Here is a 12,447-nt window from a genome sequence, read left to right on the forward strand (position 1 = left end):
AATTTAGGCACTAAAGTCAGAATTATATCCTAGAGGCTCAAAGTTATCTAATATCAGATTTTGCAGAGGGTGTGCCCTTTCGTTTTTGGATGTGATAAAATTGTAAATGATTTTATAATATTTTAGAGAGTGAAATGCAGTATATTTTTGCATTGTTTGTTGTTTCAATTAGTTTTTTATCGCAAGCCAATTCACAAAAGTGGGATGGATTTACAGAGTCTTATATAAAGCATTTAAAAAAGTCACTCAATAAAAAAACAATTCCAGGTGCTGCATTATCGATTGTTAAACCAAATTCACCATCAATCGCATTAGGTATCGGTGTTACAAAATTAAAAAATGGACAACCGATCACTGAAAACACACGCTTTAGACTCGCTTCTATTTCAAAAACATTTGCAGGCTCTTTGGCAGCTAAACTTGCCGCACAAGGGGCATTTTCACTCAATGATCCGGTTGATAAATATTTACAAGGTGTGCACTTTTCAAATTTTGATGAATCATTAAAAATTTATCATTTATTAAGCCATTCAAGCGGGTTAGTCCCTAATGCCTATGACAATTTAATTGAATCGAGAATGAAATACCCAGATATCGTTAATAAATTAACTGATATTGAACCTTTGTGTACTCCAGGGCGATGTTATGGCTATCAAAATGTGATGTTTAGCTTAATAGGTGATATTGCAGAGCAAAGTACGGGGTTGAGCTATAACAATTGGCTAAAGAAGTTTTTATTTAAACCGCTAAAAATGATAAATGCCAGTGTTGGCTATCATGCAATGTTAGTCGATGAAGATTATGCACATCCTCATGTTCGCGGCCGTAAAAGATGGTACACCGCCAAACTTAAAAAAAATTATTATAAAGTGGAACCTGCAGCAGGTGTTAATGCAAGTGCGTCTGATATGGTTCAGTGGCTAAAAGCACAACTAGGAAATTACCCTAATGTATTAAATGACAAGGTTTTGTCGCTGCAAGTAACTAACTATACGAAAACAAAGAAAGAATTAAAGCGACGAATTTGGCGAAAAAACTTAAAAGAAGCGCATTATGGTTTAGGTTGGCGAATATATGATTATGCAGGTGAAACTTTGTATTATCATAGTGGCTGGGTTCAAGGTTATCGCGCTGATATAGTAGTACTACCTAGATTAAATATTGGTTTTAGCTTAATGTTAAATGCTGAAACAGGTTTAATTAATGAACTTACAACAGAGTTTATAGATCGCGTATTAGTAGAATATAAAGATAAGGACATAGTATGAAGTTAATTTTAATTGCTTTATGTTTTACAAGCTTAAGTGCTATAGCTGCACCGGATAAAATATTTTTATTGAGGCATGCTGAAAAGTTGCAGGGAAATAACCCAAGCTTAACTAGTGAAGGTCAACACAGGGCTAAATGGGTTGCTAGTTTTTTGAGCGAATTTAAACCAAACAAACTGTTCAGCACAGATTATAATCGCACAAAAGAAACATTAGCGCCTTTGGCAGAAAAAACCAAAATGAATGTGGTTATTTATAATCCAAGAGAGCTTAATGCTTTTGCTGATAAAATAAAAAAATTAAATGGCACGATTGTGATCGCAGGGCATAGCAATACGACACCTAAATTAGCAGGTCTGATTGATGGCAAACAATATATACAATTTGATGAAAAGCAATTTGAACGGTATTTTGAAATAAACTTGGTTGGTAAAGAATATATCACAGTGATAAAGGAGATGGGTATTAATACTCACAAATAAAAAAGGCTAGCAAAAGCTAGCCTTTTTAGAATATGATAAAAATTACTTACGAGGTAATTGAATCTTTTTCTCTACACTTTGTAGATATAAAACAACTGTGTGACCAATTGTTTGTAATTTTTCAGCGCCAGTTTCACGAACAATGGCATCAAAAATAAGTTTTTTAGTTTCGCGATCATCTGTCGGAACTTTTACTTTAATTAATTCGTGTATTTCAAGAGCACTTTGAATTTCAACAATTACACCCTCTGTTAGGCCGTTAGAACCTAGTAAAACTACGGGCTTAAGGCTATGTGCTTCGCCTTTTAAAAATTGCTTTTGCTTGTTTGATAATTTCATAATGTTACATTTTTCACTGGATAAAGCTTGAATTATGGGTATTCTACCGCCATCTACTGAATAATACTAATATGTTGAGTATTTAGTTAAATACTATAGTTGAGCAAAAAGATGACAAATAAGAAGCAGTCAGCTAGTTCGCAACGCTGGATGAAAGAGCATTTTGATGACCATTACGTGAATGAAGCCAAAAAAAGAGGTTTCAGATCTCGTGCTGTATTTAAGCTTGAAGAGCTACAGCAAAAAGATAAACTTATCAAAAAGGGCGCAACTGTTGTCGATTTAGGTGCGGCTCCAGGTGGTTGGTCGCAATATTGTGTTGAACATGCTGGTATGGAAGGGACTGTCATAGCATGTGATATTCTCGCGATGGATCCTATTGCGGGTGTTGACTTCTTGCAAGGCGACTTCAGAGAAGAGGGCGTATTAAATGCGCTACTTAATCGAATTGACGGTAAAAATGTAGATTTAGTGCTGTCTGATATGGCACCAAATTTTAGTGGCAATTTATCTGTAGATCAATCTGGCAGTATGTATCTGGTTGAACTAGCTTTGGATATGTGTCATCAAGTTTTGAAAAAAAATGGAGGTTTTGCAGTTAAAGTATTCCAAGGCGCAGGCTTTGAACAATTTGTAAAAGATGTAAGAGCAAGCTTTAAAACGGTCAAAATTAGAAAGCCTGATTCGTCAAGAGCACGTTCAAGAGAAGTATATATAGTAGCTACGGGCTACAAACTGTAGTACATTAAGATATTCTACTATTGGTAATTTTAATTTAATTGGAAACAAGAGGTTAACTTCTTGAGTGATATGGCAAAAAATCTAATACTTTGGTTAGTCATCGCCGTTGTTTTAATGTCGGTGTTTCAAAGCTTCAATCCTGGTGGTTCTTCAGACCGTCAAATGAGCTATTCTCAATTCGTATCTGACGTGCGTACTAAGGCTGTACGTGAAGTTCAGGTAGATCGTACTCAAGGCATCATCACCGGCATAAAAGGTAATGGTGAACGCTTTGAAACAGTTGTTCCTATGCATGATGAGGACTTACTGAACGATTTATTGAAAAACGGTGTAAATGTACAAGGAAAACTTCCTGAGGAGCAATCTTTCTTAGCAAGTATCTTCATCTCATGGTTCCCTATGTTACTGCTAATTGGTGTATGGATATTCTTCATGCGACAAATGCAAGGCGGTGGTGGTAAAGGCGCGATGTCATTTGGTAAAAGTAAAGCTCGCCTAATGAGTGAAGACCAAATCAAAGTGACCTTTAAAGATGTTGCAGGCTGTGATGAAGCGAAAGAAGACGTAACCGAAATGGTTGATTTCTTACGTGATCCTGGAAAATATCAAAAGCTTGGTGGTAATATTCCTAAAGGCGTACTTATGGTAGGCCCTCCTGGAACGGGTAAAACGCTATTAGCTAAAGCCGTTGCAGGTGAAGCAAAAGTACCATTTTTTGCAATCTCAGGTTCTGACTTCGTAGAAATGTTTGTTGGTGTTGGTGCTTCACGTGTTCGTGATATGTTCGAACAAGCTAAAAAAGCTGCGCCTTGTATCATATTTATCGATGAAATCGATGCTGTAGGCCGTAAACGTGGCGCAGGCATGGGTGGCGGTAATGATGAACGTGAGCAAACACTCAATCAGATGTTAGTAGAAATGGACGGCTTTGAAGGTAATGAAGGCATTATCGTTATTGCTGCAACTAACCGTCCAGATGTTTTAGATCCCGCTTTATTGCGCCCTGGTCGTTTTGACCGTCAAGTAACTGTTGGTTTACCTGATATTCGTGGTCGTGAGCAGATTGTTAAAGTTCATATGCGTAAAGTGCCATTAGGTGATGACGTAAAAGCTGAAGTGATTGCCCGTGGTACACCTGGTTTCTCTGGTGCTGATTTAGCTAACTTAGTAAATGAAGCTGCATTATTTGCTGCACGTAATAATAAACGTGTTGTTAATATGGCTGAATTTGACGCTGCTAAAGATAAAATAATGATGGGCTCAGAACGTAAGTCTATGGTTATGAGCGAAGAAGAAAAAGAAATGACTGCTTATCATGAAGCAGGTCATGCAATAGTAGGTCGTTTAGTACCAGATCATGATCCTGTGTATAAAGTATCTATTATTCCACGTGGTCGTGCTTTAGGTGTGACTATGTACTTACCAGAAAAAGACAGAGTAAGTCATTCTAAGCAATTATTAGAATCGATGATCTCAAGCCTTTATGGTGGTCGTATTGCTGAAGATATTATTTATGGTACTGCAAAAGTATCAACTGGTGCATCAAATGATATCGAACGCGCAACAGATATTGCCCGTAAAATGGTTACACAATGGGGTTTTAGTGAAAAACTTGGTCCATTGCTTTATACAAGAGAAGAAACAGAAGCAACATACGGTTCACCAGCAAATAGTATGTCAGCTGATACAGCTCAACTAATTGATGCTGAAGTACGAGATTTCTCTGACCGTAATTATCAACGTGCAGAGCAAATATTAAAAGATAATATTGATATTTTGCATGCTATGAAAGATTGTCTTATGAAATACGAGACAATTGATGCAGGTCAAATTGATGACTTGATGGCTCGAAAGCCAGTAAGAGAACCAAGAGACTTACATGACCAAAATCTGCCGTCGGGTGAAGATAAAAAATCTGAAACCTCAGAAAAACCTGAAATAAAGGAAGAACCTGATAAAAAAGATGAATCTAAGCTTGATGATGCAGACAATAAATCTGTAGAATAAGTAAAACAAAAAACCCCGAGCCATCGGGGTTTTTTTTATTATATTGAAAATTAACTTTTTCATCGCAATGATGTGAATTATGTCTATTTTAAAACTACCCAGAGGCCGAGAGCTCGATCTTAGCCGGCCGCATATAATGGCGGTTCTAAATGTTACTCCAGATTCTTTCTCCGATGGTGGCAGCCATACAAGTTATGATAGCGCTGTCAATAAAGCCCTTGAGCTACTCGATAATGGTGCAAGTATTATTGATATTGGTGGTGAGTCAACACGTCCGGGCGCACCTGATGTTACTTTAGAAGATGAATTAAATCGTGTGATCCCGGTCATAAAAGCCCTCAGAGAACAATCTGATTGTGTTATTTCCATTGATACCAGTAAAGCAATTGTGATGAAAAAGGCTGTTGAAGCCGGTGCTGATATCATTAATGATGTTAGGGCACTGCAAGAGCCAAATGCGCTGAAAACTGCGGCAGGGTTAAATGTGCCAATATGTTTAATGCACATGCAAGGGCAACCTCGCACAATGCAAAATTCGCCTCAGTATGACAATTTAATATCAGATATAAATGACTTTTTTGCACAAAGAGTTGATGCATGTGAAAAGTTAGGAATAGATAAAAAACAAATTATATTAGATCCGGGTTTTGGTTTTGGCAAAACTTTGGCGCATAACTACGAAATTTTAAATAAAATTGACGCCTTTAAAAGATTGGGCTGCGAAGTATTAGCTGGGCTATCTCGTAAGTCGATGATCGGGAATTTATTAAATAGAGATACCAATGAGCGACTAGCAGGCTCTTTAGCGGGTGCATTAATCGCAGCACAAAAAGGTGCAAAAATAATTAGAGTGCATGATGTTGCTCAAACATCTGATGTATTAACAGTATGGCAAGCATGTGAAAAAGGCTTAGATAATAAAGGAAATTTGAATGTCGGATAGAAAGTATTTTGGTACCGATGGTGTACGTGGTTTAGTAGGTGAATATCCAATTACACCTAAATTTGCGCTTAAATTAGGTTGGGCTGCAGGTAAAGTATTAGCTAAATCAGGAACTCAAAAAGTAATTATAGGTAAAGATACCCGTATTTCTGGTTATTTACTTGAAACATCTTTAGAAGCAGGTTTAATTGCTGCGGGTATTGATGTGGTTTTATTAGGTCCAATGCCAACACCCGCTGTTGCATATTTAACTGAAACTTTTCGTGCAGAAGCAGGGATAGTGATCAGTGCTTCACATAACCCTTATTATGATAATGGTATTAAGTTTTTTTCAAGTAAAGGACTAAAATTAGACGACAAAGTTGAGCTTGAAATGGAGGTCATGTTAGATGAAAAAATGACATGTGTTTCTTCTGAGCAACTAGGTAAGGCTAAGCGTTTAGATAATGCTGATGGTCGTTATATCGAGTTTTGTAAAAGTCAGTTCCCACAAACATTATCACTAGATGGCCTTAAAGTGGTAGTTGATTGTGCAAATGGTGCAACTTACCACATCGCACCATCAGTATTAGAAGAATTAGGCGCAGAAGTAATTACTTACGCTTGTGAACCTGATGGCATCAATATTAATGAAAAATGTGGTGCAACCCATGTTGAAGCTTTAGTACGTAAGGTATTAGAAACGAAAGCTGATGTAGGTATTGCTTACGACGGTGACGGCGACCGTGTAATGATGGTTGATCATAAAGGCCGTGTTTTTGATGGTGATGATATTGTTTATATTATGGCTTGCCAAGCATTTGAAACCAATACATTAGGCGGTGGTGTTGTTGGCACTGTGATGTCAAATATGGGCTTGGAAAATGCCTTAAAAGAAAAGGGTATTGAATTTGAGCGTTCAAAAGTGGGCGATCGTTATGTAATGGAGTTACTAAAACAAAAAGGTTGGAAGATAGGCGGAGAGAGCTCTGGCCATATCTTGAATTTAGATCTGACATCAACGGGTGATGGCATTATTTCAAGTCTGCAAATTTTAGCGGCTATGATAGCGCAAAATAAAACTTTAGAAGACTTAGGAAAAGGTTTTGTTAAATATCCAATGAATATGATCAATGTGCGTTACCCTAAAGGCACAGATCCAACAATTAACCCTGAAGTAATACAAGCTGTTCAAGAAGTTGAAGAGGTGTTGGCTGGAAAAGGTCGCGTATTGTTAAGAAAGTCAGGAACAGAACCTGTGATCCGAGTGATGGTTGAAGCTGAACATGAAAAACAGGTTTTCGATTATTCGAAGAAAATAGCTGAAGTTGTTGAATCTGTGAGCAATCAAGACACTTAAGCTTGGTAATGACTTGAAACAATGGGCGAGTCACGTTAAAATTCGCCCGCTTTATTTAATGGTAACTTAAAAAGAGGCTAAAATGGCATCACGTAAACCAATAGTCGCTGGTAACTGGAAAATGAATGGCTCAGTTGAGTTAGTCACTACCATGGCAGATACATTGAAAAACGCGTCAAATAATAAAATTGATGTACTTATTTTTCCTCCATTTCCGCTTTTATCTAAGGCACTAGAGTCTGGCATAGTAGCCGGTGCTCAAACTGTATCCCAAGAAGATGCAGGTGCATTTACGGGTGAAGTTGATGCAAAACTTGTTGCTGAACTGGGCTGTAAGTACACTTTAGTTGGACATTCTGAGCGCCGTAGTATTTATGGCGAGTCAAATGATGATGTTGCTGCTAAATTTGAAAAAGCACAACAACATAACTTAACACCTATTCTATGTGTAGGTGAAAGTGAAGAACAAAGAGAGCAAGGCTTAACTGAGTCAGTGGTTTCTGAACAAATAAATGCAGTAATTAATAAATTAGGTGTAGCAGCCCTTGTTAATTCTGTGATAGCATACGAACCCGTTTGGGCCATTGGTACTGGTAAAACAGCCTCCCCTGAACAAGCACAACAAGTGCACAAATTTATACGAGATGAGATAGCAGCATTAGATGTTGTTGTATCACAAAATATTGCGCTTCTGTATGGTGGAAGTGTTAATGACCAAAATAGCGAATTGTTGTTTGCACAAGCAGATATCGATGGTGGTTTGATTGGCGGCGCAAGCTTAAAACCAAACGCTTTTGTAAATATCTGTAACAGTGCCCAAAGGAACGCATAAGATGTACGAAATATTTTTAGTAGTTTATTTAATTACCGCATTGGCTTTAATCGGTATGGTTTTAATCCAACAAGGTAAGGGCGCAGATATGGGCTCATCTTTTGGAGCTGGCGCATCTGCAACTGTATTTGGTTCGAGTGGTGCTGGTAACTTTATGACTAAAACAACAACAGTTTTAGCCGCTGTATTTTTTGTATTAAGCATCATATTAGGTAACTTAACTGCAAATCAAATTAAAAAAACTGATGAATGGTCAGATTTATCAACAGTACCAGCTGTTGAAACGCTAGCAGCACCAGGTACTGAAGATGTGCCAGTTAGTGACAATAAAGGTTCAGACGTACCAAACTAATCTTTAGAAAAGAAAATGCGGATGTGGTGGAATTGGTAGACACGCAGCCTTGAGGGGGCTGTGCTTTAGGGCGTGGGGGTTCAAGTCCCCCCATCCGCACCAAATAAAAAGCCCGTAACTCAATGAGTTACGGGCTTTCTTCTTTTTAATGGATCTAGCTTGGATCATTATCACTTTTTTGCTTTTTCTTAAGCTTTTTTGACACTTGCGCTGCCATATCTGGTATCTCAGATTCCATCCAACGACCATAATGCTTCTCTAACATCTTAATGCTGCTATGGCCCATTTGCTTAGAAATCCAGTTTAGAGGTATACCAGCTGTAATGAGTTGGCTACCATATGTATGCCTAGCTTGACCTATTGGGCGATAGCGCACACCAGCTGCTTTACAGTGAGGCTTTACGAACATTTAATTGAAGGACTCACTATCAGTCCAAAAACTTTTTGATTTAGAGCTAGTAAAAATAAACTGTAGCTCCTTATCATCAAACAGTCTGTTGTTGGCTTGAAGAACTTTGACTTTGAAAAATTTAAAGTTTTCGGTTCTATTTACAAGGTTTTGTAGAATATCAAATGCTTCGTCTAAAAGGTCAATACAACGGGAACTACCATCGTTTTTTGTGCTTGCAAAAACACCTCTAACAACACCTCGGTTGACATAAAGCTTCCTTTTTTCAAAATCAATATCACATAGTGAAATAGCTAACAGTTCAGACGGACGTAAGCCTGTCCAAGTAGCGAACGTTAATGCATCTCTTTCTATCTCTCGCTCAGTGTCAGTGGACATTAGCTTTGCTATTTCAGACTGTGTGTAAGGGTCAGCTTCATCACATTTTTCTTTCTTTGGGTTCTTTACTAAATCCATTGGATTTTCAGTAATTACTTTATCTTCTATTGCGAAGCGAAATGCAGCCCTCAATGGAGTTAAAACTTCACCTATAGTTTTGTTAGATAGGTGTGCTAGATCTTTATTAATCCACTCTTTTAGTTCGGATATTTTCATGCTTTTCATACAGCGCTCACCAAAGAAAGGTCTAATATACTTCTCTGCTCTGTAGCTATTATTTTGGTGTGTTTTTGGGCGGTTGTTGGCCTTAGAGTCTGTGATGAATTTATCTAAGAACAGACTTAATGGTATCGTTGAATTAGAGGCATCGTTTTTGATTAACGCTAAAGCAGTTTTAGAATTGGGAAACGCCGCCGTATAGTCAAATAGACCATGCTCTATGTTATGACAAATAGCCATTCGTCTATTGAATGCTGCTTTAATGTTTGTTTTGCTTAGCTGTACGTTCTTTAGTGTTTCAAGGCAGCGCTTCCCTTGATACATAAATGTGATTCGTATCGCATTGCCGTGTATTGTGACGCCAGTGTACTTTTTTGCTATAACTTTAGCTTCGTTAATGCTTATCATTCTTCAATGCCTTCAATCCAACTGTTGATGTTTTCGAAATGCCAATTAATTGTGCCAACGGGATCTTTTATCCAATGTACGCCTTCGATGAATTTTCCTGCTTTTCTTCGGCCATCTAATTGATCCCTTGTAAAGCCTTTTAAAGATTCCATAATTCGTGGATGAACCCAACCTAAATTAATTATGAATGGTGTATTTGTGTCTTGTTTCATATAGCCTCAACTTTTTTATTCATTTATTGTTCAAATCACAGGCATGATATAAAAAAAGTTTTTTTTCGGTTAATTGTTTCGTTTTTTTTGGAAATCACATACATAACAATAAGTTAAGTTTATCTTTGTTTTTTTGAAAAATATTTAGCTTTTGATTTTAAAGGTTTTTTAATGTAAAAAAAGAAACTTCGCTGCGTTAGCTCAGCACGAAATTTCTTCAAAAATTTTAAATTTTTTAAGCTACTTGCCGGAAAGGTGTGCCATGCTCATCGGGGTGGAAAGTAAAATAGGTTGGTGCTTTTTCCGCATCACTCATACTTCTGCCTTTGACAACTTCTAGCTTCCTAACCCCACAACCTTTCTTTTTATCAATTGAAAACTTCAGAGTGACATCGTTGATAATGTCAAAATCGACAGAGCCAAGTACAACTTCACCTTTAGTGAAATGATTGATATAAATTACTGTAACCCCTTGCGCCTTTAATAATAAGAATAATCTGATCAACCCTGATATTTCATCGGCACTTGATATATTGCTACCAAAGGTGTTGGTTTTGAGGCTATCGATCACAACAACATCAAACTTAAGCATGTCTATGAAAAGTTGATCGTTCTCCTGGAGTTTACATAAGTCGGGTAACAGCCCACCTGCAAACTCACGATTGATAATACTGAAGTTGTTTTCAAATAGGCTTAATTGTTCGACATTTAGTAAGTTTAATATATTGTCAAACCTATGATTGACATCATCGACAGGTAGTTCACCATCGAGCAAAAGAACCTTCTTTGCTTGAGGTGCGTATTCACCTAAAAACTGACCGCCAGTGCATATAGCTGTGATCATTTTGTATGTTAGAAAAGACTTACCACCACCTTGTGCCCCTGCTAGCTCCACAATATCACCTGTCTTGAAATACTTGCCGAATAGAGGTGTGCGATCAACCCCTTTAATGTTTTTAAATTCTTTATACTTAATGGGATTGTTGGTGCCATAGCCTAATGCAGCCTTGGCTTTTATTTTGACTGTATTTATCTGGTTTCTTATATAGCCGACACCTGCATGAATAGTTTCGCCAAATAGTTCGAGTTGTTTGTTCATTTGTTAGATTCCTAGTTTTAATGAAAAGAACCTCTACATAAGTAATCAACGAGCAAACTAACCGTTGTTATAAAAATTACTTCAGTCAACGATGTTTTTGTTTGCTGCGAACCTACCTAAAAATACTTCTTTGCTCTTCGAGCAAAAAGTATTTTTAGGTAGGTATCACTTGAAAAGTGAAGAAGTGCGTAACTCGCAGAGTTAAGCCTATAAAAGCCTTATCGTGAGATAAGCATCTAAAGGCGTGAGTATGAAAATATCGAAGATGATTTTTATACGGAAGCATTTTGAAAAAATAAAAAAGCGCATCGTAGTCAGCCTCAAAGAGGATGCGGAGCAAATTGCTCTGTTCTCGCCCCGTAGTCTCTCTAGAGCGATTTGCTCCGCAACCGAAGGGCAGACGATGCGCGTTGCTGTTTAATGTTATTGATGGAATCAATAGCGCAGTGGCGCTTGACGAGTCAAGCAGAGCAAGGAATTAAGCAGTTATGTCATGAAATGATGAAGTCGAACTCTTGTTCGATTGCCTTTCTTTGATTACCTAACAGTAATCAATCTCCAAGTCCTGCCTTAGGGTGTTTCGCTTGCCTAGAACCTAATTATTATTAAACAAGGAGAGTGAAATGATACCAATAAATGAGAGAGGGATTCTCGCACGTTATATACAGTCACCATCAACTCAAGCAAGGCATCAAGCCAAGTTGTATAGCTTGCTTGATTGGATCTATCGATTTGGATTTACCTCACCAGCTGTACTTGAATTACTGTGGGGTGTTGATCGTTCAGTTGTTAATCGACTATTACGTCGTTATGAACGTGAAGAGGTAATTGCTGAAGTTGCAACGTTTGCGTGCAGAGACAAACGTGTGTTTTTACTTAGGCCCAAAGGGGTAAGGATGATAGAGGCATTACACAACCAAGCTCTCAAATATACAACTAAGAAGTCTACGCTAAATTTTAAAACATTGACTCATGACCTCATGCTTCAAGCTATTGTGGCATTAGGTGTTAAAGAAGAGAATTATGTCTTTTTTATTACAGAGAAAGAACAAGAAAAAGAAAATTTGGGTAAAAAAAGACGATTTGATGCCATCGTATATGATGGCAATGAATTAATTGGCTTAGAGGTTGAAGCAAGCGCTAAGACCATTCCACATCGATTGGATATACTAAAGCGGTACGAACAAGCAGTCACCATTGAGAACCGCGTGAGTAAAATATTATGTTTTTCACATAAACGGCGCTTCATAATGGATGCCGAGAGGGTTCATAACAAGTTATTTGATAAAGGCGAAAATGGTTTAGATAAGCAGTTTTTTGATCAGCATGTTAAGTATATTTACAACAAGGAACTGATTTCTATTCTTTATCATAAGTTTTGGCTCCACTAATGAGAAAGGGCGTAGAAGCTGCTTAAAA

Annotated in this window: 15 protein-coding genes and 1 tRNA gene; 11 read left to right on the plus strand and 5 right to left on the minus strand. The window is 37.6% G+C overall.

Going from position 1 to position 12,447, the window contains the following annotated elements:
* Positions 1–134 precede the first annotated feature (134 nt).
* Together PSA_RS06885 and PSA_RS06890 are read left to right on the plus strand one after the other, a co-directional pair.
* Complete coding sequence (locus PSA_RS06885) at positions 135–1,268, plus strand: serine hydrolase (RefSeq protein WP_042149616.1); 1,134 nt, start codon at positions 135–137, stop codon at positions 1,266–1,268.
* Positions 1,265–1,750, plus strand: coding sequence for a histidine phosphatase family protein (locus PSA_RS06890; protein ID WP_042149618.1), 486 nt, complete (start codon positions 1,265–1,267; stop codon positions 1,748–1,750). The genes PSA_RS06885 and PSA_RS06890 overlap by 4 nt, the downstream gene beginning before the upstream one ends.
* A 42-nt stretch (positions 1,751–1,792) precedes the next feature.
* Here the strand turns inward: PSA_RS06890 and yhbY are convergent, their stop codons facing one another.
* A complete protein-coding gene (gene yhbY / locus PSA_RS06895; RefSeq protein ID WP_042149622.1) occupies positions 1,793–2,089 on the minus strand; it encodes a ribosome assembly RNA-binding protein YhbY in 297 nt (98 codons plus the stop codon).
* Between the two features lie 111 nt (positions 2,090–2,200).
* Between yhbY and rlmE the strand changes: the two genes are divergently transcribed.
* From rlmE to PSA_RS06930, 7 genes are all read left to right on the plus strand, one after another.
* A complete protein-coding gene (rlmE, locus tag PSA_RS06900; protein WP_042149625.1) occupies positions 2,201–2,830 on the plus strand; it encodes a 23S rRNA (uridine(2552)-2'-O)-methyltransferase RlmE in 630 nt (209 codons plus the stop codon).
* Between the two features lie 69 nt (positions 2,831–2,899).
* Entirely contained in the window at positions 2,900–4,837 is a 1,938-nt protein-coding gene (ftsH, locus tag PSA_RS06905; protein WP_042149714.1) for an ATP-dependent zinc metalloprotease FtsH, read from the plus strand.
* 79 nt (positions 4,838–4,916) lie between these two features.
* Positions 4,917–5,780, plus strand: coding sequence for a dihydropteroate synthase (gene folP, locus PSA_RS06910; protein WP_371257790.1), 864 nt, complete (start codon positions 4,917–4,919; stop codon positions 5,778–5,780).
* A complete protein-coding gene (gene glmM, locus PSA_RS06915; RefSeq protein ID WP_042149630.1) occupies positions 5,770–7,119 on the plus strand; it encodes a phosphoglucosamine mutase in 1,350 nt (449 codons plus the stop codon). Before folP ends, glmM begins: the two co-directional genes overlap by 11 nt.
* An 82-nt stretch (positions 7,120–7,201) precedes the next feature.
* On the plus strand, positions 7,202–7,951 hold the full coding sequence (tpiA, locus tag PSA_RS06920; RefSeq protein ID WP_042149632.1) for a triose-phosphate isomerase: 750 nt from the start codon (positions 7,202–7,204) through the stop codon (positions 7,949–7,951).
* Position 7,952: 1 nt separating this feature from the next.
* Positions 7,953–8,303 (plus strand): preprotein translocase subunit SecG, encoded by a 351-nt coding sequence (gene secG / locus PSA_RS06925; RefSeq protein WP_042149635.1) that lies wholly within the window; start codon positions 7,953–7,955, stop codon positions 8,301–8,303.
* Positions 8,304–8,320: 17 nt separating this feature from the next.
* Positions 8,321–8,405, plus strand: a tRNA-Leu gene (locus PSA_RS06930).
* Positions 8,406–8,457: 52 nt separating this feature from the next.
* On the opposite strand, the gene PSA_RS06935 is transcribed toward PSA_RS06930, so the two are convergent.
* The 4 genes from PSA_RS06935 to PSA_RS06950 all read right to left on the minus strand — a co-directional run bounded on the left by PSA_RS06935 (position 8,458) and on the right by PSA_RS06950 (position 11,028).
* A complete protein-coding gene (locus PSA_RS06935; protein ID WP_042149638.1) occupies positions 8,458–8,712 on the minus strand; it encodes a tyrosine-type recombinase/integrase in 255 nt (84 codons plus the stop codon).
* Entirely contained in the window at positions 8,713–9,717 is a 1,005-nt protein-coding gene (locus tag PSA_RS06940; RefSeq protein WP_042149640.1) for an Arm DNA-binding domain-containing protein, read from the minus strand. It abuts the gene before it with no gap.
* Positions 9,714–9,929: a hypothetical protein gene (locus PSA_RS06945; RefSeq protein ID WP_042149645.1), complete on the minus strand. Its 216-nt coding sequence runs from the start codon at positions 9,927–9,929 to the stop codon at positions 9,714–9,716. The genes PSA_RS06940 and PSA_RS06945 overlap by 4 nt, the downstream gene beginning before the upstream one ends.
* A 235-nt stretch (positions 9,930–10,164) precedes the next feature.
* Positions 10,165–11,028, minus strand: a complete 864-nt coding sequence (locus tag PSA_RS06950; RefSeq protein ID WP_042149648.1) for an AAA family ATPase — start codon at positions 11,026–11,028, stop codon at positions 10,165–10,167.
* 250 nt (positions 11,029–11,278) lie between these two features.
* Here PSA_RS06950 and PSA_RS25110 point away from each other — a divergent pair, with 250 nt between their 5' ends.
* A complete protein-coding gene (locus PSA_RS25110) occupies positions 11,279–11,449 on the plus strand; it encodes a hypothetical protein (protein ID WP_157575751.1) in 171 nt (56 codons plus the stop codon).
* Positions 11,450–11,651: 202 nt separating this feature from the next.
* The gene (locus PSA_RS06955; protein WP_042149651.1) at positions 11,652–12,419 is read left to right on the plus strand and encodes a helix-turn-helix domain-containing protein; all 768 of its coding nucleotides are present in this window, start codon (positions 11,652–11,654) and stop codon (positions 12,417–12,419) included.
* The last annotated feature ends 28 nt before the right edge of the window (positions 12,420–12,447 follow it).

The sequence above is a fragment of the Pseudoalteromonas sp. '520P1 No. 423' genome (genome assembly GCF_001269985.1).
Taxonomy (GTDB): domain Bacteria; phylum Pseudomonadota; class Gammaproteobacteria; order Enterobacterales; family Alteromonadaceae; genus Pseudoalteromonas.

Excerpts from the sequence above, each read along its gene's own strand:
- PSA_RS06945 (WP_042149645.1), bottom strand. The coding sequence starts at position 9,929 with ATGAAACAAGACACAAATACACCATTCATAATTAATTTAGGTTGGGTT.
- rlmE (WP_042149625.1), top strand. The coding sequence starts at position 2,201 with ATGACAAATAAGAAGCAGTCAGCTAGTTCGCAACGCTGGATGAAAGAG.
- PSA_RS06950 (WP_042149648.1), bottom strand. The coding sequence starts at position 11,028 with ATGAACAAACAACTCGAACTATTTGGCGAAACTATTCATGCAGGTGTC.
- PSA_RS06955 (WP_042149651.1), top strand. The coding sequence starts at position 11,652 with ATGATACCAATAAATGAGAGAGGGATTCTCGCACGTTATATACAGTCA.
- folP (WP_371257790.1), top strand. The coding sequence starts at position 4,917 with ATGTCTATTTTAAAACTACCCAGAGGCCGAGAGCTCGATCTTAGCCGG.
- secG (WP_042149635.1), top strand. The coding sequence starts at position 7,953 with ATGTACGAAATATTTTTAGTAGTTTATTTAATTACCGCATTGGCTTTA.
- PSA_RS06885 (WP_042149616.1), top strand. The coding sequence starts at position 135 with ATGCAGTATATTTTTGCATTGTTTGTTGTTTCAATTAGTTTTTTATCG.
- glmM (WP_042149630.1), top strand. The coding sequence starts at position 5,770 with ATGTCGGATAGAAAGTATTTTGGTACCGATGGTGTACGTGGTTTAGTA.
- ftsH (WP_042149714.1), top strand. The coding sequence starts at position 2,900 with ATGGCAAAAAATCTAATACTTTGGTTAGTCATCGCCGTTGTTTTAATG.
- PSA_RS06890 (WP_042149618.1), top strand. The coding sequence starts at position 1,265 with ATGAAGTTAATTTTAATTGCTTTATGTTTTACAAGCTTAAGTGCTATA.
- yhbY (WP_042149622.1), bottom strand. The coding sequence starts at position 2,089 with ATGAAATTATCAAACAAGCAAAAGCAATTTTTAAAAGGCGAAGCACAT.
- tpiA (WP_042149632.1), top strand. The coding sequence starts at position 7,202 with ATGGCATCACGTAAACCAATAGTCGCTGGTAACTGGAAAATGAATGGC.
- PSA_RS25110 (WP_157575751.1), top strand. The coding sequence starts at position 11,279 with ATGAAAATATCGAAGATGATTTTTATACGGAAGCATTTTGAAAAAATA.
- PSA_RS06935 (WP_042149638.1), bottom strand. The coding sequence starts at position 8,712 with ATGTTCGTAAAGCCTCACTGTAAAGCAGCTGGTGTGCGCTATCGCCCA.
- PSA_RS06940 (WP_042149640.1), bottom strand. The coding sequence starts at position 9,717 with ATGATAAGCATTAACGAAGCTAAAGTTATAGCAAAAAAGTACACTGGC.